The organism is Mycobacterium sp. NTMscope_Eco_3 (genome assembly GCF_976985685.1).
The window spans coordinates 440,013-462,369 of record NZ_CDRJYZ010000001.1 but is presented as its reverse complement, the minus strand read 5'-3'; the positions used below and the strand labels follow the sequence as shown (position 1 = coordinate 462,369).

Genomic DNA, 22,357 nt, shown 5'->3' with positions numbered 1-22,357 from the left:
GGGCGCGCATACGATTGCGCCCCGAAGTTGCCACCCGGTGACGCCGCGACAGGCGCTGCGCTGCTGGCTGTTTCCGAACGGTCGATAGGGCCGGGCCCGAGGCGGTCCGTCACGTCAGGTCTCCTCCCCTACCCGGACAAGTTGAAGTTGCCGTTGGAGCCGTAAATCGACAGCGAGACCAGCAGCGTTACGGATACCACCACGACCAGCGAGGTGCGTACCGCGTTGCCGGTCGCGACGCCGACACCAGCCGGGCCGCCGGAGGCAAAGTAACCGAAGTAGGTATGGATCAACAAGACGGTCAGCGCCATCAAAACGGCTTGCAGGAATGACCACAACAAGTCGATGGGGTTGAGGAACGTCGTGAAGTAGTGCTGATACAGACCGCTCGACTGACCGAACATGAACACCGTGATGAACTGACTGGCTATGAAAGACAAGATGACGGCGATGGAATAGAGCGGGGTCACCGCGAGCATCCCCGCGACGATCCGGGTGCTGACCAGATACGAAACCGGCCGTATGGCCATGGATTCCAGCGCGTCGATTTCTTCGTTGATCCGCATGGCACCCAGCTGCGCGGTCACGCCGGCGCCGAATGTGGCCGCCAAACCGATCCCCGCGACGATCGGCGCGGCGATTCGCACGTTGATGAAGGCCGAGAGGAATCCGGTCAGCGCCTCGATGCCGATATTGCCCAGCGAGCTATAGCCTTGGACGGCCAGCACGCCACCGGCGGCGAGCGTCATGAAGCCGACGATTCCGAGCGTTCCGCCGATCATCGCCAATGTCCCCGCCCCTATCGATCATCGCCAATGTCCCCGCCCCCATGCTGATTTCGGCGATGAGACGAATGATCTCGCGGCGGTAGTGGGCAGCCGCGAACGGCACCCCGGCGAGCGCCCTGGCGTAGAACAGCGTGTGATCGCCGATCCGGCTCAGCGTGCTGACGGGCTTACCCAGCTGTCGCGTCAGGCGCGGGTAGGTAGCGCGTAGGGCTGTCACGATCTGTCCTTACACCTCCTTCGTAATTACTTGGCCGCAAACCGGATGCCGATAGCGGTGACAACGACGTTGACGACCATCAGGGACATGAACGCATACACCACCGTTTCGTTGACGGCGTTGCCGACCGCCTTGGCGCCGCCGCCGGTGATCGTCAATCCGCGATAGCACGCGACCAGTCCGGCGATCAGGCCGAAAAGCGCTGCCTTGACGCAAGAAATGATCACTTCCGGCACGCCGGTGAGCAGGGTGATGCCGGCGGCGAACGCGCCAGGGTTGACATCTTGGATGAACACCGAGAAGGCATAGCCGCCGACAATGCCGATGATGACGACCAGACTGTTCAGCAACAGGGCCACCAGCCCCGCGGCCAGCATGCGCGGAGTCACCAGGCGCTGCACCGGATTGATGCCAAGCACCTCCATCGCGTCGATCTCTTCGCGGATGGTTCGCGACCCCAAGTCCGCGCACATCGCCGTGGAGCCGGCGCCCGCCACGATCAAAACGGTCACCATGGGGCCGATCTGAGTGACGGCACCGAACGCTGCACCCGCACCGGAAAGGTCCGCGGCACCGAGTTCTCGCAACAAGATGTTGAGGGTAAAGCTGACCAGAACGGTGAACGGGATGGCCACCAACAATGTCGGCGCAATGGCGACACGTGCGATGAACCACGATTGTTCGAGAAACTCACGCCACTGGAACGGGCGTTGGAACAAGAACTTGACCGCGTCCGCCGACATCGCGAACAATCCGCCGATCGCCTGCGCCGGTTTGGAGCCGCGCCCCAACACGATCCCGGGTGACCAGCGGTCAGCACCTTTACTCGCCATGGGAACAACGCCCTTTCGGCATTACGAGACTGCCAGTCTTGTTCCTGCGCAAGGCCTGCGGTAGATTCGGCAGAACCGGCCCCCACAAGGGCGTGCCGCCGACGGCGAAAAGCTCAGCGGGCGGCCGCATTTCGGAATTGACGTCCGATCCGACAGCGACCTCGCTCACGCCAGTCCTCCGTTCTGCTGCGGGAGTTGGCGCTGCAAGACGGGGGGCCCCACGTCTTGAAGCGTCCGGCGATTATGACTCATGCCGCGTCCAGAGGGAACGAAAAAGGCATAACCGTTATCGGACCTCGCAACATCAGAACGCCGGCGCAGGGCGGTTGGATCGCAACAACAATCTTCGGCATCGGCAAACTCCAGTCCTAGGTGACGGCGCCGGCCGTCTTGAGCTCGATGATGCGGTCCCAATCGAGTCCGAGTTCCATCAATATTTCGTCGGTCTGCTCAGCGAACCCGGGGGCCGGTCCGGTCTGTGGCGCTGCGACGTCGAACTGTACCGGGTTGGCAACCAACTCGAGGTCACCCGCTTGCACCATGTACTCGTTCGAGCGGATCTGCGCGTCGTCGACGGCTTGCAGGGTGTCCTGCACTGGCGCCCACGGCCCGGAGAGCGTGGCGAAGCGTTCGCTCCACTCGGCCAGCGTCCGGCCTGCGATGGCCTTGGTCAGTAGCTCCACCGCATCCGCCGTGTTGGCGGCGATCTTCTCCACCGTGGCGAAGCGCGGGTCGTCCGCCAGCTCCGGCAGGTCGACGTGCCGGCACACGTCAGCCCAGAACTTGGTGGGCTGCATCATCACAAAGGAGATGTAGCGCCCGTCGGATGTCGTGTACAGCCCCACCAACGGATTGTTGGGGGCGCCATGCACGCCGGGCGGGGGCGCCTCCAGCCGCTGCCCCAGATGCTTGGTCAGCGCCACGGTGTGCCCCATCGACCACAACCCGCTGCCCAGCAGTGACACGTCGACGACGGACGGCTCCCCGGTGCGCTCCCGTTTAAGCAGCGCCGCCGCGACGCCGCCGGCGAGGTTGGTCCCCGAGATGGTGTCGCCGTAGGCGGGCCCGGGCGGGGCGATCATCCCGGGCATCCCGGCGGGAGTGATGGTCGCCGCGGTTCCGGCCCGGCACCAGAAGGCGGTCATGTCGTAGCCACCCTTCTCCGCCTCGGCGCCGCGCGGGCCGAGTGCGCTGCCGCGGGCGTAGATGATGTTCGGGTTGACCGTACGAATGTCGTCGACGTCGATGCCGAACTTGTTCCGATGAGCGGGAAGGAAGCTGGTGAGGAACACATCGGACCGGCGGGCCAGCTCGTAGAGCACTTCCTTGCCCTCGGGCACCGACATGTCCAGCCCGATGCTGCGCTTGCCGCGGTTGGCGTGCTCGATGTTGGGGTTGGGATCACCTTCGACGCGCAACATCCCGGTCTGGCGGAGCCCGCGCTGCGGATCGCCGGTCACCGCGTGCTCGACTTTGACCACGTCGGCGCCCCATTCGGCGAGCACCGCGCCGGCCGACGGGACGAACCCGTACATGGCGACTTCCAGGACCCGGATGCCCTCGAGCGGCCTCACGCGCCCGCCCCCTTCGCCGGCGCCGCGGGAACGGCAAACGTCTTGCGCTCCAGGAACTCCTCCAACCCTGCCACCCCCATCTCGCGGCCGACGCCGGACTGCTTGAAGCCCCCGAACGGGCTGTCGGCGCCGAAGTAGTTGCCGCCGTTGATCGAGAACGATCCGGTCCGGATCCGGCGCGCCACGGCCAGCGCCCGGTCCTGGTCGCGACTGAAGACCGCGCCCGCCAGTCCGTAGATCGAATTGTTGGCGATGCGCACCGCGTCGTCGTCATCGTCGAAGGCGATCACCGCGAGCACCGGCCCGAAGACCTCGTCCTGCGCGATCTCGCTGTCGGGATCGACGTTGGTCAGCAGCGTCGGCGCGTAGAAATAGCCGGGGTCGAGCCGCTTGCCCCCGGTGACCAGGGTCGCCCCGGCGGCCACGGCGCGCTGGACCATGCCATCGACTTTGTCCCGCTGCCGTTCGTTGATCAGCGGCCCCATGTAGATCCTGGGGTCGGCCGGGTCGCCGTGGCTCACCTTGGCGAAGTTCTGCGCGATCAGGTCAACGATTTCGTCGTGGTGCGACCGGGGTACCAGCAGCCGGGACGTGAGCGCACAGCCCTGGCCCGCGTGGGTCACCATGCTGAAGGCCGCGAACAGCGCCGCGTTGGCGAAGTCGGCGTCGTCGAGCATGATCGCCGCCGACTTGCCGCCCAGTTCCAGAAAGACGCGCTTGACGGTCTCGCTGGCGGCGGCCATGATCTTGCGCCCGACCTCGGTCGATCCGGTGAAGGTGATGACGTCGACGTCCGGGCTGGTGGTCAGGGCGACCCCCGAAGCGGGATCCGACGAACTGAGCACGTTGACCACGCCGGCGGGAATGTCGGTGTGGTTGGCGATCAGCTCGCCGAGCGCCAAGGTGATCAACGGCGTGTCCGGGGCGCCCTTGAGCACCACCGTGCATCCCGCGGCCAGCGCCGGTGCCAGCTTGGCGAGCGCGAGTTGGTTCGGATAGTTGTAGGCGATGATGGCGCCCACCACGCCGGCGGCTTCCTTTTCCACCCAGCGGTGGTGCCGCATGCCCCGTGATTCCCGTTCGCCGAGGTCTTCGGAGAACTGGTAGGTGCGCAGCAGGTCCGCGTAGAAGCGCACGATGCCGATCGGCTCGTCGAGTTGGGCACCCTGGGTCAGCGCGCGGGTGGCGCCGACTTCGGCGATGGTGAGCTCACGCAACTCGTCGGCGTGCTCGACGAGTGCCCAATGCAGCTGGTCGAGGCAACGGATGCGCAACTCGACATCGGTCGGCCAGCTGGTGTCGTCGAACGCACGCCGCGCCGCCGCGATCGCCGCTTCGGCCTCTTCGGCTCCGGCGTCCGGTGCCTGCCCGATGACCGCACCCGTCGCGGGGTTGAGCGAAGGGAACGTCTTGCCGGTGGCAACGAGCCGGCCGTCGATCAACAGACGGCGGTCTGCGATTGACTCCAGGCCCGGCGCAGGCGCGGCATCCGCGATGGTCGCTACTGACCCAGCGGCGGGTTCTGCCGTGTCCTGCGCAGGCATGCCGGTACCCCCTCGTGTGGTGACGATCACGATAATTTCATTCTCTTCCCCGGCGAATCTTACATTCGAGTTTCGATAATTCAAGAAAGTCTCAGGAATGAGATCCCGGTGCTGACCAGGGGCGCAAACGGCCAGAAGCTGCCGCTGCGACCCTCTCGACGCAGGCCGAACGCGGTTTCGCGGGCGTGTTGCACGCCACTCCGCGTGGAGAGTAGGGTTCTCATAATTGTAAGGGAGATTCTTTGTGGCTGAAATGGCCCCCGTCGGAGTAGAGGCCTCAACATGAAGACTGCGGTGGTCACCGGTGGCGGATCCGGCATCGGCCTTGCCGTCGTGCAGCGCCTACGCGCCGACGGCTTGAACGTCGCCAGCATCGACTTGCGACCGTCGGACGCCGACCTCACCTTCACCGCCGACGTGACCGACCGGTCGCAGGTGGATTCGGCGCTGTCGGCCATCCGCGCCCAACTCGGCCCGGTGACGGTTCTGGTCAACGCCGCCGGGCTGGACGGCTTCAAGAAGTTCCACAACATCACCTTCGAGGACTGGCGGCGGGTGATCGACGTCAACCTCAACGGCGTCTTCCACACCGTCCAGGCGGTGCTGCCCGACATGGTCGAGGCCGGGTGGGGACGCATCGTCAATATCTCGTCGTCGAGCACCCATTCCGGCGCGCCCTACATGAGTCACTACGTGGCGGCCAAGTCGGCGGTCAACGGCCTCACGAAGTCGCTGGCACTCGAGTACGGGCCCAAGGGCATCACGGTCAACGCCGTGCCGCCCGGCTTCATCGACACCCCGATGCTGCGCGCCGCCGAGAAGAACGGCTTCCTCGGCGACATCGACGAGACCATCGCCCGGACCCCGGTCCGCCGCATCGGCACGCCCGAGGACATCGCCGCGGCATGCGCGTTTCTGGTGTCCGAGGAAGCCGGCTACATCACCGGTCAGATCTTGGGCGTCAACGGCGGTCGCAACACCTGAGCGGTGGCGATTCGTCAATGGTGCCCGGCAACCAGCATCAGGTGAGAGGAGACAGCCGTGAAGGTTTGGGTGGATTCGCAGCGGTGCCAGGGCCATACCCTGTGCGCGATGATCGCTCCGGATTCGTTTCAGCTCAGCGACATCGACGGCAGCTCGTCGGCAATCGACGAAGTGGTGCCCGCCGATCGGGAGGACCAGGTTCGGGAAGCGGCGCAGTCCTGCCCGGAGCAGGCCATCATGATCACCGAAGACTGAGCCGGCACCGAAGTCCTTAGCAGCGAAACACTGAGGGAGACAGAGCGTTGAGTGTCGACGACGTCGTCAATGACAACGACCGCAAGAAGAACCGATACCACTTCGATCGGCATTCTTCCGAGTACCGGTCGCAGTTCAAGACGATCACCGAAGAGATGCACGCCAAGTGCCCCATGGCCTGGACGGACACCTATGGCGGACACTGGGTTGCGGCCGGTAGCCACGAGGTCTTCGAGCTGGCGCGCTGCCCGGCGGTCTCCAACGACCACGACCTTCACGGCGAACGCCGTGGCTATAAAGGCATTTCGATCCCCACGGCCAGCCGCGTCAGCGCGGTTCGCGGCGGCATCCTGGAAATGGACGACCCCGAGCACCGCACGTACCGGACCGTGCTCAATCCCTATTTGTCCCCGGCCGCGATCAAGCGCTGGGAGCCCTTCATCGACGACGTGACGCGCGCCTGCCTCGACGAGAAGATCGAGGGCGGCAGCATCGACTTCGTCGACGACCTCGCCAACATCGTGCCCGCCGTCTTCACCCTGGCCATGCTCGGCATCCCGCTGAAGAAGTGGAACATGTACAGCGAGCCGGTGCATGCCGCCGTCTACACGCCCGAGCACTCCCCCGACATCGAGCGGGTCACCGCGATGCACCGGGAGATGGGGCTCGACATGGTCAACAACATGATCGAGATCCGCGCCAACCCGCGGCCCGGAATCGTGAACGGTCTGCTCCAGATGCGCATCGACGGTGAGCCCGCCCCGGAGCTGGAAATCCTCGGCAACCTCGGGTTGGTCATCGGCGGCGGCTTCGACACCACCACCGCGCTCACCGCCCACTCGCTGGAATGGCTTTCGGAGCACCCGGAGCAACGGCAGCTGCTCAGCGATGAGCGCAAAACTCTGCTCGACCCGGCGACCGAAGAGTTCCTGCGCTACTTCACCCCGGCACCCGGGGACGGCAGGACCTTCGCCGACGACACCGAACTCGACGGCACCCAGTTCAAAGAGGGCGAGCGGCTCTGGATTTCGTGGGCGATGGCCAACCGCGACCCGGCGGTGTTCCACGACCCGGACAAGATCATCCTCGACCGTAAGGGTAACCGGCACTTCAGCTTTGGGCTCGGGGTCCACCGGTGCATCGGGTCGAATGTCGCCCGCACCGTGTTCAAATCCATGCTCACCGCGGTTCTCGACCGGATGCCCGACTACAGGTGCGATCCCGAGGGGACCGTCCACTACGAGACCATCGGTGTCATCCAGGGCATGCGTAAGCTGCCGGCGACCTTCACACCCGGCCGCAAGATCGGAGCCGGCCTGGACGAGACGCTCGAAAAGCTCCAACGGATCTGCGACGAGCAAGAGCTCGCCAGGCCGATCACCGAACGCAAGGAGACCGCGGTCATCGACTAGGTAGGCCCGGACGGACCAGTCGTTGACTGCCGCAATTTTTCCGAGTAGGCCTGTTCAGCGTGACCGCCCCCTATATTTGGGCCCAAGCGCGTAGACAGAGATGGGAGACGCAACGGTGAAGCCTTTCGCAGTCAGCCTTGCGCTTGCCGCCGCCGCGCTGACTGTCACGCCGACCGCCCACGCGGACATGCTGTATGCCAACTACAGGGTGGACACGAGCCGGGACCCCGGCCACAGCTGGATCTGGTCGATCAACCCGTGCTTCCCCAACGCGCCGGGATGCCTGCAGGTCTACGCAACTCCGCAACCCAACGGGCAGGCGGCGGTCTACCGCGGAGAAGCCCACCTGTCCAACGGCCGCTACACCATGGCCGTCGATGTGCCCGACGGTGTGCGCTGCGTGGTCCAGTTCTTTCCCTCGCATGACGTCTACTCATGGGATCCGGTGACCCTGGCGGGCCAGGTCGACTCGACGTTCGACACCGGCTGCGGTGGTGGACCGGGGGGCGCCGACAGTTGGCCGTTCTCGCTCGTGCGATGGTAGCCGCGTGAGAGGTACAGGAGTCGGTAAGCACGATGGCTGACGCCAAAGAACCGTCGCGCGATTCGGCCACCTCGAAAGCCGATGCGAGGGCATTGCTCGAGGAAGCCGAGGCCGAAGCCGCCGAAGCCGAAGCGCTGGCCGCAGCGGCGCGCGCCCGCGCTCGGGCCGCCAGGCTCCGGCGCGAAGCGCTAGCCGAAGCCGAGAAAGAGGCCGCCGAGGAGAAGGCCTCGGACGCCGAAGAAACGGTAGCCGCCGACGAGGACGCAACCGACGGCGCCGAGGCGAAGGCCGACGAGGGCGTCGCCGACACCACCGAAGCCGACGAGGCGGAGACCGAAAAAGAAGAAGTCTCGGACGAAACCCCCGAAGGCGCGGAACCGGAATCCGAGCCGGCCCGCTCCCGGCGGCGCTTGCGGATGCCGTCCCTGTCGGTGGCGTGGAAAGCGGCCGTCATCCTGCTCATCTGTGCCTTTGTCGCGGCCAGCGGATACATGATGTGGAACCGCCATGAGGTCACCGAGCGCAACCAGCGCGCCGCGAACTTCGTCGCGGGAGCCAGACAAGGTGTCGTCAACTTGACTTCCATGGACTTCAACAAGGCCAAGGAGGACGTCCAGCGGGTGATCGACAGCTCGACCGGCCCGTTCCACGACGACTTCCAGGCGCGCGCAAAGGATTTCACGACCGTCGTCGAGCAGTCCAAAGTGGTCACGCAAGGAACCGTGAATGCGGCGGCCGTGCAAACCATGAACGGCGATTTCGCGGTGGTTCTGGTCGCGGCGACATCGCACATCACCAATGCCGCGGGCGCCAAAGACGAACCGCGCAATTGGCGGCTCAAGGTGACCGTCAAAAACGACGGCGGGCAATACAAGATGTCCAACGTGGAGTTCATCCCATGAGCGAGGACGAGGCCGGCACGGACACCGCCGACGAGTCCGTCGAACAATCCGAGCGGAGCGAAACTAGTGCCCCACGCGCGCGGCGCGGGGTGAAAATCGTTCCGGTGGTTCTGATTACGCTGCTCCTGCTCTCCGGCGGCGCGGCGACGTGGCTGTACTTCAAGCAGTACCGGCCCGATAAACAGACTGACGCCAGCGTCGCGAGCGCGGTCGCCAATGCGGCGTCCGACGGAACGGTCGCGCTGCTCTCCTACTCGCCCGATTCTCTCGACAAAGACTTCGCCGCCGCCAAGTCGCACCTGTCCGGCGACTTCTTGTCGTACTACAACCAGTTCACCGAGCAGATCGTGGCTCCGGCGGCCAAACAAAAATCGCTGAAGACCACGGCTCGGGTGTTGGGGGCCGGGGTCCAGGAATTACATCCGGATTCGGCGGTCGTGCTGGTGCTGGTCGATCAGAGCACCACGAGCAAGGACAACCCTGACCCAGCGATGGCCTCCAGCAGCGTGCTGGTCAGGCTGAGCCGGGTCAACGGCAGCTGGCTGATCACCAAATTCGACCCCGTCTAGAAACACGGCGAATTCCGTTGCGGCGTCTGGCGCTTCCTCGCCGAACGTGAAGCTGGCCGGACGTTCGGCGCCGAGCGTGAAGCTGGCCGCACGTTCGGCACCGGATCTGGGCAGGCGCTCTGATACGCGCTAGCCGCGCGGAAGGCCGAGCACCCGCTGGGCGATGATGTTGCGCTGAATCTCGGACGTGCCGCCGGCGATGGTCCCCGAGAAGCTGCGGGCAAAACGCTCGAACCAGCTGGCGAAGTAGTGGTCGAGGTTCATGTGCGCATACGGCCCGGTCTGGCCCGGTTGCACGAGTCCGTCGGCCCCCGCCGAGGTCAGCGCCAGTTCCATCCCGCGCAACTCCGCTTCGGAGCCGAGCAGCTTGAGCACCGAGATCGCGGCCACGTCGTCTTCGCCGCGGGCGGTGCGGGCCAGCGCGGCCGAGCCCAGCAGGCGCAGCGCCTGCCGGTCCATGATCGTCGTGGCGTACTGGTCGCGCTCAACGTCGGTTGTGGGGTGGAAGTCGTCGATCATGTTCTCGAGACGGTCCGCGAAGCCCAGCCACATCATGGTGCGCTCGTGGCCCAGCGAACCGTTGGCGACCATCCATCCCTGGTTGAGTTCGCCCACCAGGTTTTCGGCCGGCACCCGCACGTCGGTGAAGAACACCTCGTTGAAGTCCAAATCGTCGATCGAGCAGATCGACGGGAAGGGGCGGCGGACGACGCCGGGCGTGTCGGTAGGAATGATTAGGGCGCTGATTCCCTTGTGTTTGGGCGCATCTGGGTCCGTCCGCACGAAGGTCAACAAGAAGTCGGCGTCGTGAGCCCCGGAGGTCCACACCTTCTGCCCGTTGACCACGAAGTGATCACCGTCCAGCACCGCGCGGGTGCGCAGCGACGCCAAATCAGACCCCGCGCTGGGCTCGCTCATCCCCAGCGACGCGGTGATCTCGGCGCGCAGGACGGGCACGGCCCAACGTTGCTTCTGCTCATCGTTACCGAACGACAACAGCGATGCCGCAACGATATTCACACCCTGCGGGTTGAAGCTGTGATAGATGCGGCGGCGGCTCAGTTCCTCCAGGTAGACGAACTGCTGCAGCACCGTCGCGTTGCGCCCGCCGAATTCCGGCGGCTGGCTGGGTAACAGCCAGCCGTTGTCGAAAAGCAGCCGTTGCCAACGACGAGCCCACTGGGGCATGTGCGAAACCGATCGCGGTCGTTCCCCGGTTTCGCTTGCGGGAGGCAGGTTTTCGTCGAGAAACGCCGAGAACTCGGCGCGGAACGCCTCGACGTCGGGATCAAAAGTCAGCTGCACGATATTCCTCAGCGATCCGCGCCCGATGCTCCGCCGCGCCACCGAGCATCAGTTCGCCCGCCTTGGCACGCTTGAGCGCGAACTGCAGGTCGTTCTCCCACGTGAATCCCATTGCGCCGTGCAGCTGTAAGCCGTGGCGGAAGACCAGCGACTGGCACTCCCCCGCCGAGGCCTTGGCCATCGCGGCCGCCAGCCGGCGACGGGGATCGTCGGCCGCGATCGTCAATGCCGCGAAGTACGCCAACGCCCTCGCCCGTTGCACCGCGACGTGCATGTCGGCGGCCTTGTGCTGCACGGCCTGGAACGAGCCGATCGGCACACCGAACTGCTGGCGGCTACTCACGTGCTCGAGCACCAGGTCGAGGATGCGTTGGCAGGCGCCGACCATGGTGATTGCCATGCCCGTCAACGCAATATGGTGCGCGCGCTCGTGGTCGACGGTGAGCCGGGCGGTGTCGGGGACCCGGACCTCGCTGAACGACAGGTCGGCCACGTGCAGGACCGGGTCGAAGACCGCCGAGCGGCGGGCCGACACCTGGCTGGACGCGGCGATGAACACGCCCGCGTCGGTCACCACTGCCAGGCGATCGACGCGATCGCCGTCAAGCACATGGCGCGCGGTGCCGTCCAACACCCAGCCTTCGGCGTCGCGGTATGCCACGACCCCGCCGTACACCGCCGTGCCCGACTCGTGCGGGTCGAACCGATCCGCCACCAACGGCGCGAACTGGCTCATCGTCGCCAGGAACGGTGTGGGGTCGGTCGCGCGGCCCAGTTCTTCGAGAACGATGGCGAGTTCGACCGTGCTCTCCGGGTCGTTCAGCTCGGTCCAACCCTGATCCACGTAGGACTTCCACAGCGGGCTCGGGTCGACGCCTTCTTCGGCCACGCTGCGCACCAGCGAGGGCGGGCATTGCTTGGTGACGGCATCGCGCACCGTGTCCTGCCACAGCCGCTGATCAGCATCGAACTCCAACAGCATCCGCGCCGCCTCTCGTCGTGACTGTCACGGCGAGAATATCATTCTCGGTTCCGGAAGTAATAATCTCTGAATCCGGGCATGAGGTCACCGGAGGGTCCGTGACGAGCTGAATCGCACCCAGCGACTAGCCGCTGGTCAACAGCCCGTCGGCGGCGCCATCCCACCGGTCTAGGTTCACGAACTCGGCAAGCGGACGCCGGCGCAGCGGCCCATGGCTTCCCTTGGGCCACCCGACCACGATGTGGCCGGCGACCATCCAGCCCTCGGGGATACCGACGGCATCGCGTAGCAGTTGTTCACCGCCATACGACGCCCAGCTGGTCATGCAGGCGCCGAGCCCCTGCGCGCGGGCGGCCAGCAGAAAGTTCTGCATGGCAGGGAAGATCGAACCGCCGAGCAGCAGTTCCGACGCCGTCGGGTAGTGCGCCTGCGCGAACAACACCGACGTGAATTCACCGGCGCGGTCGTGCAATTCGTAGGTCGCTCGGTAGGTTCGGGCGCGGCGGCTGTTGTCGCCGTCGGCGGGCCGGCTCATTCCGTAGACCGGCTCGATCACCTCCAGCGCGTGGGCGGCGGCCTTGGCCACCACGGCGCGCTGCTCGGGCGACCGCAGCACCACGAAACGCCAGCCCTGGGCATTGGCACCCGAGGGGGCCCACCGCGCCGCCTCGAGGCACCGCGCCAGGGTCGCGTCGTCCACCGGCTCGTCGGTGAAGCGCCGGATCGTTCGGGCGGTCGCCATCACTTCCCAGACGTCGGCGCTTGCTCCGGTCATCGCTTCTCCTCAACGTCGAGGGTCGTTCCGCTCGTATTCCTGTTCACCGCAAGTGAATTGGACGGTAGCGCCCTTGGGCCGGAAACGACCAGGCGAGCGGGCAGGTCCAGGTGAACCTCGACTGTAGCCCTCGCGGATATGGTGCGGTGAAAGACTGCGCTCACGCAATGGGAGCTCAGCGGGCGCGATCGGCAACCGCCGTGGCCGCCGCACCCGGAGTGGAGGAGGACGACATTGGATCGCGAAACCTATGAGCGGGGGCTGCAAATCCGCTCCGATGTGCTGGGGGCGGAGTACGTCGAGCGCGCGCTGGCCGGCGCGGACGACTTCACCGGGCCCCTGCAGGATCTCGTCACCGAGTACTGCTGGGGTGCGGTGTGGGGCCGCGAGGAGCTGCCGCGCAAGACGCGCAGCATGCTCAACCTTGCGATGATCTCGGTGCTCAATCGGCCCAACGAATTACGGATGCACGTCAAGGCGGCGCTGACCAACGGCGTCACCCGTGAGGAGATCCGCGAGATCTTTCTGCAGGTGGCCATTTACGGCGGCGTGCCGGCCGCTGTCGACAGCTTTCGCATCGCGCGCGAGGCGTTCGCCGAGCTGGAGCGGGACTAGTCATGCAGGTCGGGTTCATCGGGTTGGGAAACATGGGCTTTCCCATGGCATGCCGCCTGATTCAGGAAAAACACGACGTCGTCGCCTTCGACACGCGGGCCTCGGCACTCGAGCGCATCGTCGCCCTGGGGGCATGCCCGGCGTCGTCGCCCAAAGAGGTCGCCGATCGCGCCGAGACGGTGCTGGCCAGCCTGCCCACACCGGACGTATCGCTGGAGGTGGCCACCGGCGCGGCGGGAGTGATCGGGGGCGAACGGATCAAGCGCTATGTCGACTTGTCCACCGTCGGCAGCCAAATGGCCATGCAGATCCATGGGCTTCTTGCGGAACGAAACATCGTGCGGATCGACAGCCCGGTCAGCGGCGGTGTCGCCGGTGCCGAGAAGGGGACGCTGGCGCTCATGGTGTCCGGCCCCCGCGGCGAATTCGATGCCATCCGAACGACGCTCGAAGCCCTCGGCCGGCCGGTGTATGTCGGGGACAAACCCGGATCCGCGCAGACGATGAAGCTGGCCAACAACATCCTGGCGGCCAACGTCTTGGCCGCGACGGCCGAAGTGGTCGTCATGGGGGTCAAAGCCGGGCTCGACCCCGACGTCATGATCGAGGTGCTCAACGCGGGTTCGGGCGCGACGAGCGCAAGCCGCGACAAGTTCCCGCGCGCGATCCTGCCGCGCACCTTCGATTACGGCTTTGCCACCGGCCTGATGGTCAAGGACGTGCGTCTCTACCTCGACGAGGCCAACGCGCTCGGCGTGCCCGCCGAGGTTGCGGAGGCGACCGCCCGCCTGTGGGAGGCCGTCGCCCGCGATGAAGGGCCCGATTCCGACTTCACGACGGTAATCAAACCGCTCGAGAGGGCCGCCGGGGTCACGGTGGGTCCGTCCCCGGCCTAGGTGCCGCGCGGGCCTCACGTCGGGTCTGTGCCGGGCGTCCGCGGCGCAGGCCGCACGGATCCCATCCCTCGTCAACCCGGGAGAATGGTATTATCCGGAATGAAGAACCACACTTGCCCAGGAACCTACAAAAAGCCCATTACCAGCGTTAATGACTAAACGAAATGCTTACCGGAAACCCATTGATTGACCGCTCCAGAAAATGTTAGATTGGCTATCATATGACCTCGCACGGCCCGCTTTGGCCGGCGCCGGAGCCGAAGGGTGGCTCTCGTGATCACACACGCTGACGGGACGCGCACACCGCTGATCGACGCGAGCGTGCACATCTTCTTCCCGTCCAACAAGGCGCTGCGGAAAACGCTGCGCGAGCCGTTCAAAAGCCGCGGCTTCCCCGATTACGAGATGGACTGGTACGGCGCCCCCGGCGGGGAGTACGCGCCCAACACCGAGGGGCCGGACCGCCAGTACCCCGGGTCGGATCCGGAATTCGTTGCCACTGAACTGTTTACCAAGCGCGGGGTCGACGTGGCGGTCCTGCACCCGATGGCCCGCGGCATCATGCCGGACCGGCATCTGGGCAGCGCGCTGCACGCCGCGCACAACGAAATGATGGTGTCGAACTGGCTGGAATCCAGCGAGTTCGGCGAGCGGTTCCGCGGCACCATCCGGGTCAACCCCGATGACATCCCCGGCGCTTTGCGCGAGATCGAGAGATGGCGCTCCCATCCGCGCGTGGTCCAGATCGGCGTCCCGTTGCAGTCCCGCGAGTTGTACGGCAAACCGCAGTTCTGGCCGATCTGGGAAGCGGCCGTCGACGCCGGCCTGCCCGTCGCCGCGCACATCGAGGTCGGGTCGGGCATCGCGTTTCCGCCGACGCCGAATGGGAACACCCGCACCTACGAGCAGTACGTCAGCTTCATGGCGCTGAACTACCTGTATCACCTGATGAACATGATCGCCGAGGGAGTCTTCGAGCGGTTCGACGGCCTCAAGTTCGTGTGGGGCGATGGCGCCGCCGACTTCATCACGCCGTTCATCTGGCGGATGGACACGTTTGGCCGGCCGCACCTGGAGCAGACGCCGTGGTCCCCGCGGATCCCCAGCGACTACCTGCCCGGGCACGTGTATTTCGTCCAGGGCAGCCTCGACGGTCCCGGCGACGTCGAGTTCGCCGGCGAATGGTTCGGCTTCACCGGCAAGGACGACATGGTGATGTTCGGATCCAGCTATCCGCACTGGCAGTGCGGCGATATCACGAAGCTGCCCAGCGCGCTCTCGGCCGAACAGCGCGAGAAGTTGTGCTGGCGTAATGCCGCGCAGCTGTACGGCATAGACATTCCCGCCGGGGTGGGCGCACAGTAGAAGTGGACGCGGGCGGACCGAGAAAGACGAGGAGTTTCAGATGAGTTTGACCCATTCTCAGGAGCGGCTTCCCGCTGCCGAGCGCATCGCCGTCCGGTGCGTCGACTCGGACGTCCACCCGGCACCCAAGCGCGGAGAGCTCCTCCCGTACATCCCCGAGCCCTGGCGCAGCAAGTACTTCCTCACCCGCAACGTGGGCGAGCAGATCTACTACGACGCCCCGGACTACGCGCACTCGTACGCGATGCGGGTGGACTCCTTCCCCGCCAACGGCGAGTTTCCGTGCAGCGACCCGGACTTGGCGTTTCGTCAGCTGATCATGGAGGCCGGCTCCGACATCGCGATCCTGGAGCCGGCGGCGTACCCGGCGCGCATTCCCGAAGCGCAACATGCGATGTCGGCCGCACTCAACGACTGGCAGGCCAATCACTGGCTGGACAGCCACAACAACTGGCACGAGCGGTGGCGCGGTTCGATCTGCCTCGCCATCGAGGAGCCGGAAGAGTCGGTGCGCGAGATCGAGCGCTGGGCCGGACACCCCTACATGGCGCAGATCCTGATCAAGGCCGAGCCGCGCCCGTCCTGGGGACACCCGAAGTACGACCCGATCTGGGCGGCCGCCACCAAGCACGACATCACGGTGAGCTGCCACCTGTCGCGCAGCCAGTTCGACGAGCTACCCATCCCTCCGGTCGGATTCCCCAGCTACAACCACGATTTCATGGTGACCTACTCGCTGCTGGCCGCCAACCAGGTGATGAGCCTGATCTTCGACGGCGTCTTCGACCGGTTCCCGACGCTTCGGATCGTGTTCGTCGAGCACGCCTTCAGCTGGATCCTGCCCCTGATGTGGCGCATGGACTCGATCTACGAAGCGCGCAAGTCGTGGGTGGACATCAAGCGCAAGCCGTCGGAATACGTCAAGGACCACATCAAGTTCACCACCCAGCCGCTGGACTACCCCGAAGACAAGACCGAACTGACTCGGGCGCTGGAATGGATGGAGTGCGAGAAGATCCTGCTATTTTCCTCGGACTACCCGCACTGGACGTTCGACGACCCCCGCTGGTTGGTCAAGCACCTTCCCAAGGCGGCCCGCGACGCGGTGATGTACAAGAACGGCATCGCGACCTATCACCTGCCCGAGACCGTTCCGGTCCTCGAGGGTCAGACCCGGGTGCTCTGAATTGACGACGCAAGAAGAAGGGGCAACCACCAGGCGCCCCGAGCCCCGTCTCGCCCAGGGCCGCGAGCATGTCGTCGCGACGGTGGACGAAATCCCGCCGGGCACACACAAACTGGTACCGATCGGACGACACGGGGTCGGTGTGTACAACGTCAACGGCACCTTCTACGCCATCGCGAATTACTGCCCCCACCAAGGCGGTCCGCTGTGTTCGGGACGTGCCCGGGGCCGCACGATAGTCGACGAGACGGCGCCCGGTGATTCGGTCATGGTGCGCGACCTGGAATACATCTACTGCCCCTGGCACCAATGGGGTTTCGAGCTCGCGACCGGCACCACCGCGGTCAAGCCGGAATGGAGCATCCGCACCTATCCGGTGCGCGTCGTCGGCAACGACGTTTTGGTACAGGCCTAACTACAGGAGAATCGGGTGCCTTCTATCGAGATCAACGGGGGAAATGTCGTCTACGAAATCCTCGGTGACTCAGGCGATCTCATTGCTCTGACGCCGGGCGGCCGGTTCAGCATGGAGATCCCCGGTCTGCGCCCGCTGGCCGACGCCCTGGTCGCGGGCGGCTATCGGGTGCTGTTGTGGGATCGGCCGAATTGCGGCGCCTCAGACGTGCAGTTCTACGGACAAAGCGAGTCCCACATGCGCGCCGAGACGCTGCACAAACTGGTGACGGGCTTGGGCTTCGAGCGCTGCATTCTCGCCGGAGGCTCCGGCGGGGCACGGGATTCCATGCTCACCACGATGCTCTACCCCGAGATGGTCACCAAGCTCGTGGTGTGGAACATCGTCGGTGGCATCTATGGGACCTTCGTGCTCGGCTCCTTCTACATCGTTCCCAGCATTCTCGCCGTGCGCGGCACCGGCATGGATGGCGTGGTCAAGGTCCAGGAATGGCGGGAGCGCATCGAGGAAAACCCGGACAACAAGCAGCGGTTCCTCGACTTCGACTCCGGCGAGTTCCTCAAGGTCATGCTGCGCTGGCTCAACGCATTCGTTTCGAAGCCGGGACAGACGATTCCGGGTGTCGAGGACGAGATGTTCGACCGGATCCAGGTGCCCACGTTGATCATTCGTGGTGGCGAGAACGACATGGATCACCCCAAGCGGACATCGCTGGAGGTCAGTTGCTTGATCAAGGGATCAAAGCTCATCGATCCGCCCTGGCCGGAGGACGCCTGGGAGCGCGCGTCCGAAGACCGCGCCGCGGGCAGGGTGCAGCATTTCAACATGTTCGACACGTGGGTGCAGGCGGCACCGGCGATCCTCGAGTTCCTGGGCTCGTAATGGCGCTACGTCGTTCTGTGAGATTCCTACCTGGTGCGGATGTGGACCTCGCAATTGAGCGACGCCTCCAGCGCCGTGTGCACTCGGCTTTCCGGAATGCGTTCGAGGTCTTTCTCACGAAGCGTCACGTGAACGATGTCGAAGCCGTCGTCGCCCGGGGTCCGCTCGATGTCACCGGTGAGCCCGAACGCGGACAGCACCCCGTGCGCGTCGTCGTCGGTCCCGCGGCTGACGAAGGTGATGACGCCCGGGTTGGGGGCGGTGCCAAACGCTTTGGCGCACACATCGATTGCGATTTTCTGCGCGGCTCCACCGTCTTCGGCCGCGATGAGCAGTTCGACCTCGCGTCGGCGCACCGGCATGGTGGCGAGGTCGTTTTTGACCACCTCGGCGCCCACCTCGGCCGCGAGCTCGTGGAGAGCTGCCATGCCATCACGTAATTGTGCGGGCGTGAGCCCGCTTTCCGGGTCGACGTTGACACGCACCACGGCAGTTCGCATGTGTGCAAGCCTAACCAAGACGATGGCAGGCCAGCTTTGAACACCACTCAGTCCACAACCACCACCGCCGTGCCCGCCGGGTGCTCACCGCGGTTGCTGCCCGAGCAGGCCGGCCGGGAAGACCTGGCCGCCTATCAGCAAACCGGCGGCTATCAACCGCTGACCGATACCGACGCGTTGCTGAGCGAGGTGGAGGCCAGCGGACTGGTCGGCCGGGGCGGCGCGGCCTTCCCGCTCGCGGTGAAATTGCGCACGGTCCGCGAGAACGGGCGCCTGATGGCGGACACCGGCGGCCCCGTCGTCGTCGCGAACGGCGAAGAGGGAGAACCGGCTTCGATCAAGGACCGCTGGCTGCTGCGCAATCGCCCGCACCTGGTCTTGGACGGACTGCGGTCGGCCGCGGCCATTGTCTCCGCCGACCGCGCCTATATCTATGTGTCGGACCCGGAATCGGCGCACAGCGTCGAAACCGCACTGGGCGAACTGGGTCCCGACACGCTCGGCGTGACGATCACCATGCTGAGCGTGCCGGCCGGCTACGTGGCCGGTGAGGAGACCGCCGCGGTCCGCGCGATCAACGGCGGCCCGGCAAAGCCAACGGACAAGCCGCCCCGCCCATTCGAGGCGGGCGTCGATGACCGGCCCACCTTGGTGAGCAACGTCGAGACCTTGGCCAACCTGCCCTACCTACAGCGGCATGGGTCGGCGGCGTTCCGCGCGCAGGGCACGCCGCTGTCGCCGGGCACCTTCCTGGCCACCATCACCGGGGCCGGGCGGCCGCCGGTCCTCTACGAGCTTCCCCATGGGCTGCCGTTCACCGAATTGCTTGCCCTGCACGGTGTTCCGGCCGACCAAGTGCGGGGCGCGTTGATGGGCGGCTATTTCGCCGGCCTACTCAACCGCTCTGTGCTGGAGACAACGCTGGACCACGAGACGATGCGACGGGTGGGCAGCGGCCTGGGCTGCGGCGCGATCTCGGTCATCACGGACGACTGCCCCGTGGCGGTGGCGGCGTCGGTGCTGGCCTATTTCGACCGCGAGAACGCCGGCCAGTGCGGCTCCTGCTTCAACGGGACGGCGGCGATGGCCGCGGCGGCCGGCGCCCTGCGTGATGGCGCCGCGACCACAGAGGACGTCGAGCGGTTGCGCCGCTGGTCGGTGGTGCTGCGCGGGCGCGGGGCGTGCGCGACCCTGGATGCCGCCACCAACGTGGCCGCCAGCCTGCTCGACCAGTTCCCGGACGAAGTCGGTGCGCACCTCGACGGCGCGTGCCCGGACTGCGCCCGCGGCGCATTCCACGCCGACCGTCCCTACGAGGCGGAAGCTGTGAGGCAGGCATGAAAATCCGTCTGGACCGCACTGTTTGCGACGGCTTCGGCATTTGCGCCAAACACGCGCCGGGATACTTCTCGCTGGATGACTGGGGGTACGCGTCCCTCATCGGGGACGGCACGGTGGCGGAGGCGGACCGTGATGCGGTCATGCGGGCGCTGCTGGACTGCCCGGTGCACGCCATCACCGAAATCGGTCAGCGCACCTCCCGCGCCCCCCAGCCGCCACTCACCGATGCCTCAGATCCGGCCGCGAATCTCAAAACCGAAGAGAACGAGGCGGAATGGGGATTCACGCGATGAACTTCTGCGGGCCCGGTTTTTAGCAACATGCAACTCACCTTTGACACCGAAGTCGAAGCCTTCCGCGCGGAGTTCGTCGCCTTCCTCGCCGAACATCTGCCCACAGAGGCGCAGGCCGCGGAGCGCCCTTCGTCGACCTCACACGTGCCCGAATGGTCGCGCCGCTGGCAGCGGCTCCAGTTCGACCACGGATGGCTGCTGCCCGGGAACCCGCCGGAATTCGGCGGCCGCAACGCCAACATCCTGCAACAGTTCGTGCACCGCGAAGAACTCTCGCGGCGCCGGATCTATCACTGCTTCAACCCCCAAGGCGTCGGCATCATCGCCGCGTCGCTGCTGTCCTTCGGGACCGAGGAGCAAAAGCAGAGCTGGGCCGTCCCGATTCTGCGGGCCGACAAGACCGCGTCACTGGGTATGAGCGAACCCGGAGCCGGCTCCGACCTGGCCGGGCTGCGGACAAAAGCCGAGTTGGTGGGCGACCACTTCGTGGTCAACGGGCAGAAGGTATGGACCTCGGGCGCCCATGACGCCGACGTCATCCTCACGTTCGTTCGCACCGATCCAAATGCGCCCCGGCACAAGGGGATCAGCGCGCTGCTCATCCCAACCGACACCCCGGGGGTGGAGCGCCGCCCCTTCGCGTCGGTCTATGACCGCGACGAGCTGGACTTCAACGAGGTGTTCTTCAACGATGTCCGGGTACCGGCGGGCAACCTGGTCGGCCCGCTCAACGGCGGATGGCGGGTCGCCAACGGGTCGCTCGGCCACGAACGCACCCTGATGTGGATGGCGTTCGCGAACCGGCTCGAGCAGCTGCTCGAGGACTACCGGCCGGCCGATGAGGTGAACGCGGACCACTACGCCACGATCGTGATGGACTACTACGCGCTGCGGCTGCTCGGTTCGGCGGCGCTGGGGCGCGCGGCCCGCGGCGACGTCGACGTGGCCGCTTTGTCGGTGCTGAAGGTCTTCGGTTCGGAAGCCGAGCAGAGCGCGCTGCGTCACGCGCTGGACGCGGCCGGCGTCGACGGCTTGTGCGCCAAGGCGCTGACGGCCCCGTACAACCCTTACGCCCCCGACCTTTTCACTGCCAGCTGGTTCGCCCGCTACATCAGCAGCTACGCGGGCACCATTGCCGGTGGCACGTCGGAGATTCAGCGCAACATCATCGCCCAGCGGGTCCTGGGCCTGCCGGCGCGCTGATCACAATTCCGGACACAGCGACGACAGGAACTCCTGGGTCCGGCGCCGCGATTCGGCTCGTTCATCGACATCCTTGCCCAGTGGCACAATTCGCGCCGCCAGGTCGGTGACGCCCGCGTCACGGTAGCGGCACAGCCGCGCGAGGATCGTCGACTCATCACCGGCCGCCATGGTGTCGCCGACGTCCTCGGCGTCGCCGTGTTCCAGCAGCCGCACGTAGTTCGGCGAGAAATCCGCGTGCCCGAGCACCTCGCTGGCGTAGGCGCGGGCATCGTCGGTCTCGTTGGCCGAGCACAGTGCGACGGGAACGCCGGCGACGATCCGTGGCGCGGTCCGGCCGGCCCCGGTCGCGGCCGCGGTGATGCGGGGGACGACGTGGTCCCCGATTGCTCGCTCGTCGGCCATCCACAAAACGGTGCCGCCGGCTCGCTCGCCCGCGAGTCGCAGCATCGCCGGTCCCAGTGCCGACAGCAAGACGGGCACGCCGTAGGTGTCCGTGACGTCCACCGGCGAATGGACGCAATAGCTTTCGTTGTCCACTTCAACGGTGCCGGGCCCGCCGAACGACGCGGCGAGCACCTCGAGGTAGTCGCCCATCAGGCGCGCCGGGCGATCGTACGGCAGTCCCAGTTGACCGCTGACGATCCAATGATGTGACGGACCGATGCCCAGCGTGAACCGCCCGCCGCACGCGATCTGCGTGGTCAAGGCTTGCTGCGCCATGATCATCGGATGGCGCGTCTGAATCGGGACGACCGCCGTCCCGATTTCGATGCGATCGGTCGCTTGCCCGATCAGCGTCACGGCGGTCATCGCGTCGAGGTAGCCGGGCACCTGGGGGATCCAGAACGCGGTGAAGCCGGCGGTTTCGGCGCCGGCGCCGTCGTCGATCAGCCCGGCGAGCCGGTCGGCACGTGAGCGCTCCTTGTCGGAGCCAATCATCAAGCCGATGCGCATGCGACCCTCGACTCCCCTTG

24 protein-coding genes and 1 pseudogene are annotated in these 22,357 nt (G+C 66.0%); 16 read left to right on the top strand and 9 right to left on the bottom strand.

Annotated elements, in window-relative coordinates; translation table 11 throughout:
- Window positions 1-128: 128 nt before the first annotated feature.
- Window positions 129-1,005 (bottom strand): annotated as a pseudogene (locus tag AC0KTM_RS02265) (ABC transporter permease).
- Window positions 1,006-1,031: 26 nt separating this feature from the next.
- Window positions 1,032-1,748 carry an MlaE family ABC transporter permease gene (locus AC0KTM_RS02260; RefSeq protein WP_472408543.1) on the bottom strand — a complete coding sequence of 239 codons (717 nt, stop codon included), beginning with the start codon at window positions 1,746-1,748 and terminating at the stop codon, window positions 1,032-1,034.
- Between AC0KTM_RS02260 and AC0KTM_RS02255 the strand changes: the two genes are divergently transcribed.
- Entirely contained in the window at window positions 1,633-1,902 is a 270-nt protein-coding gene (locus AC0KTM_RS02255; RefSeq protein WP_472408549.1) for a hypothetical protein, read from the top strand. The two genes, AC0KTM_RS02260 and AC0KTM_RS02255, sit on opposite strands and share 116 nt — an antisense overlap.
- A gap of 304 nt (window positions 1,903-2,206) precedes the next feature.
- Here the strand turns inward: AC0KTM_RS02255 and AC0KTM_RS02250 are convergent, their stop codons facing one another.
- Both AC0KTM_RS02250 and AC0KTM_RS02245 read right to left on the bottom strand, forming a co-directional pair.
- Entirely contained in the window at window positions 2,207-3,412 is a 1,206-nt protein-coding gene (locus AC0KTM_RS02250) for a CaiB/BaiF CoA transferase family protein (RefSeq protein WP_472414853.1), read from the bottom strand.
- Window positions 3,409-4,986, bottom strand: a complete 1,578-nt coding sequence (locus AC0KTM_RS02245; RefSeq protein ID WP_472414851.1) for an aldehyde dehydrogenase family protein — start codon at window positions 4,984-4,986, stop codon at window positions 3,409-3,411. The genes AC0KTM_RS02250 and AC0KTM_RS02245 overlap by 4 nt, the downstream gene beginning before the upstream one ends.
- A gap of 252 nt (window positions 4,987-5,238) precedes the next feature.
- On the opposite strand from AC0KTM_RS02245, the gene AC0KTM_RS02240 reads away from it, so the two are divergent.
- The 6 genes from AC0KTM_RS02240 to AC0KTM_RS02215 all read left to right on the top strand — a co-directional run bounded on the left by AC0KTM_RS02240 (window position 5,239) and on the right by AC0KTM_RS02215 (window position 9,622).
- A complete protein-coding gene (locus AC0KTM_RS02240) occupies window positions 5,239-5,940 on the top strand; it encodes an SDR family NAD(P)-dependent oxidoreductase (protein ID WP_472414849.1) in 702 nt (233 codons plus the stop codon).
- Window positions 5,941-5,997: 57 nt separating this feature from the next.
- Window positions 5,998-6,195, top strand: a complete 198-nt coding sequence (locus AC0KTM_RS02235; protein WP_009951811.1) for a ferredoxin — start codon at window positions 5,998-6,000, stop codon at window positions 6,193-6,195.
- 47 nt (window positions 6,196-6,242) lie between these two features.
- On the top strand, window positions 6,243-7,607 hold the full coding sequence (locus AC0KTM_RS02230; protein ID WP_472414847.1) for a cytochrome P450: 1,365 nt from the start codon (window positions 6,243-6,245) through the stop codon (window positions 7,605-7,607).
- 100 nt (window positions 7,608-7,707) lie between these two features.
- Window positions 7,708-8,151 (top strand): hypothetical protein, encoded by a 444-nt coding sequence (locus tag AC0KTM_RS02225; protein ID WP_225327402.1) that lies wholly within the window; start codon window positions 7,708-7,710, stop codon window positions 8,149-8,151.
- A 32-nt stretch (window positions 8,152-8,183) separates the two neighbouring features.
- Window positions 8,184-9,053 (top strand): hypothetical protein, encoded by an 870-nt coding sequence (locus AC0KTM_RS02220; protein WP_472414845.1) that lies wholly within the window; start codon window positions 8,184-8,186, stop codon window positions 9,051-9,053.
- A complete protein-coding gene (locus tag AC0KTM_RS02215) occupies window positions 9,050-9,622 on the top strand; it encodes a flagellar basal body-associated FliL family protein (protein ID WP_238958331.1) in 573 nt (190 codons plus the stop codon). Before AC0KTM_RS02220 ends, AC0KTM_RS02215 begins: the two co-directional genes overlap by 4 nt.
- A gap of 129 nt (window positions 9,623-9,751) precedes the next feature.
- Here the strand turns inward: AC0KTM_RS02215 and AC0KTM_RS02210 are convergent, their stop codons facing one another.
- The 3 genes from AC0KTM_RS02210 to AC0KTM_RS02200 form a co-directional block, all read right to left on the bottom strand.
- Window positions 9,752-10,927, bottom strand: coding sequence for an acyl-CoA dehydrogenase family protein (locus AC0KTM_RS02210; RefSeq protein ID WP_238958332.1), 1,176 nt, complete (start codon window positions 10,925-10,927; stop codon window positions 9,752-9,754).
- Window positions 10,911-11,909, bottom strand: a complete 999-nt coding sequence (locus AC0KTM_RS02205; protein ID WP_238958333.1) for an acyl-CoA dehydrogenase family protein — start codon at window positions 11,907-11,909, stop codon at window positions 10,911-10,913. The genes AC0KTM_RS02210 and AC0KTM_RS02205 overlap by 17 nt, the downstream gene beginning before the upstream one ends.
- Before the next feature lie 124 nt (window positions 11,910-12,033).
- Window positions 12,034-12,684: a nitroreductase family protein gene (locus AC0KTM_RS02200; protein WP_238958334.1), complete on the bottom strand. Its 651-nt coding sequence runs from the start codon at window positions 12,682-12,684 to the stop codon at window positions 12,034-12,036.
- Between the two features lie 234 nt (window positions 12,685-12,918).
- On the opposite strand from AC0KTM_RS02200, the gene AC0KTM_RS02195 reads away from it, so the two are divergent.
- The 6 genes from AC0KTM_RS02195 (at window position 12,919) to AC0KTM_RS02170 (ending at window position 18,043) form a co-directional block, all read left to right on the top strand.
- Complete coding sequence (locus AC0KTM_RS02195; protein WP_225327408.1) at window positions 12,919-13,299, top strand: carboxymuconolactone decarboxylase family protein; 381 nt, start codon at window positions 12,919-12,921, stop codon at window positions 13,297-13,299.
- Window positions 13,300-13,301: 2 nt separating this feature from the next.
- Window positions 13,302-14,195, top strand: a complete 894-nt coding sequence (locus tag AC0KTM_RS02190; RefSeq protein ID WP_238958335.1) for an NAD(P)-dependent oxidoreductase — start codon at window positions 13,302-13,304, stop codon at window positions 14,193-14,195.
- A gap of 273 nt (window positions 14,196-14,468) precedes the next feature.
- Window positions 14,469-15,560, top strand: coding sequence for an amidohydrolase family protein (locus tag AC0KTM_RS02185; RefSeq protein ID WP_238958336.1), 1,092 nt, complete (start codon window positions 14,469-14,471; stop codon window positions 15,558-15,560).
- Window positions 15,561-15,600: 40 nt separating this feature from the next.
- Window positions 15,601-16,746, top strand: coding sequence for an amidohydrolase family protein (locus AC0KTM_RS02180; protein WP_225327411.1), 1,146 nt, complete (start codon window positions 15,601-15,603; stop codon window positions 16,744-16,746).
- 1 nt (window position 16,747) lies between these two features.
- On the top strand, window positions 16,748-17,161 hold the full coding sequence (locus tag AC0KTM_RS02175) for a Rieske (2Fe-2S) protein (protein ID WP_064933395.1): 414 nt from the start codon (window positions 16,748-16,750) through the stop codon (window positions 17,159-17,161).
- Between the two features lie 15 nt (window positions 17,162-17,176).
- Window positions 17,177-18,043: an alpha/beta fold hydrolase gene (locus AC0KTM_RS02170; protein ID WP_238958337.1), complete on the top strand. Its 867-nt coding sequence runs from the start codon at window positions 17,177-17,179 to the stop codon at window positions 18,041-18,043.
- A 26-nt stretch (window positions 18,044-18,069) separates the two neighbouring features.
- Here AC0KTM_RS02170 and AC0KTM_RS02165 read toward each other — a convergent pair whose 3' ends face one another.
- Complete coding sequence (locus AC0KTM_RS02165) at window positions 18,070-18,543, bottom strand: hypothetical protein (RefSeq protein WP_238958338.1); 474 nt, start codon at window positions 18,541-18,543, stop codon at window positions 18,070-18,072.
- A 36-nt stretch (window positions 18,544-18,579) separates the two neighbouring features.
- Between AC0KTM_RS02165 and AC0KTM_RS02160 the strand changes: the two genes are divergently transcribed.
- Genes AC0KTM_RS02160 through AC0KTM_RS02150 form a run of 3 tightly spaced genes read left to right on the top strand, consistent with a single transcriptional unit; the run spans window position 18,580 to window position 21,380 of the window.
- A complete protein-coding gene (locus AC0KTM_RS02160) occupies window positions 18,580-19,884 on the top strand; it encodes an NADH-ubiquinone oxidoreductase-F iron-sulfur binding region domain-containing protein (RefSeq protein WP_238958339.1) in 1,305 nt (434 codons plus the stop codon).
- Window positions 19,881-20,177 carry a ferredoxin gene (locus AC0KTM_RS02155; RefSeq protein WP_225327415.1) on the top strand — a complete coding sequence of 99 codons (297 nt, stop codon included), beginning with the start codon at window positions 19,881-19,883 and terminating at the stop codon, window positions 20,175-20,177. The genes AC0KTM_RS02160 and AC0KTM_RS02155 overlap by 4 nt, the downstream gene beginning before the upstream one ends.
- 27 nt (window positions 20,178-20,204) lie before the next feature.
- On the top strand, window positions 20,205-21,380 hold the full coding sequence (locus tag AC0KTM_RS02150; protein ID WP_238958340.1) for an acyl-CoA dehydrogenase family protein: 1,176 nt from the start codon (window positions 20,205-20,207) through the stop codon (window positions 21,378-21,380).
- On the opposite strand, the gene AC0KTM_RS02145 is transcribed toward AC0KTM_RS02150, so the two are convergent.
- Window positions 21,381-22,337, bottom strand: coding sequence for a TIGR03564 family F420-dependent LLM class oxidoreductase (locus tag AC0KTM_RS02145; protein WP_238958341.1), 957 nt, complete (start codon window positions 22,335-22,337; stop codon window positions 21,381-21,383). It lies immediately after the preceding gene.
- Window positions 22,338-22,357: the final 20 nt, after the last annotated feature.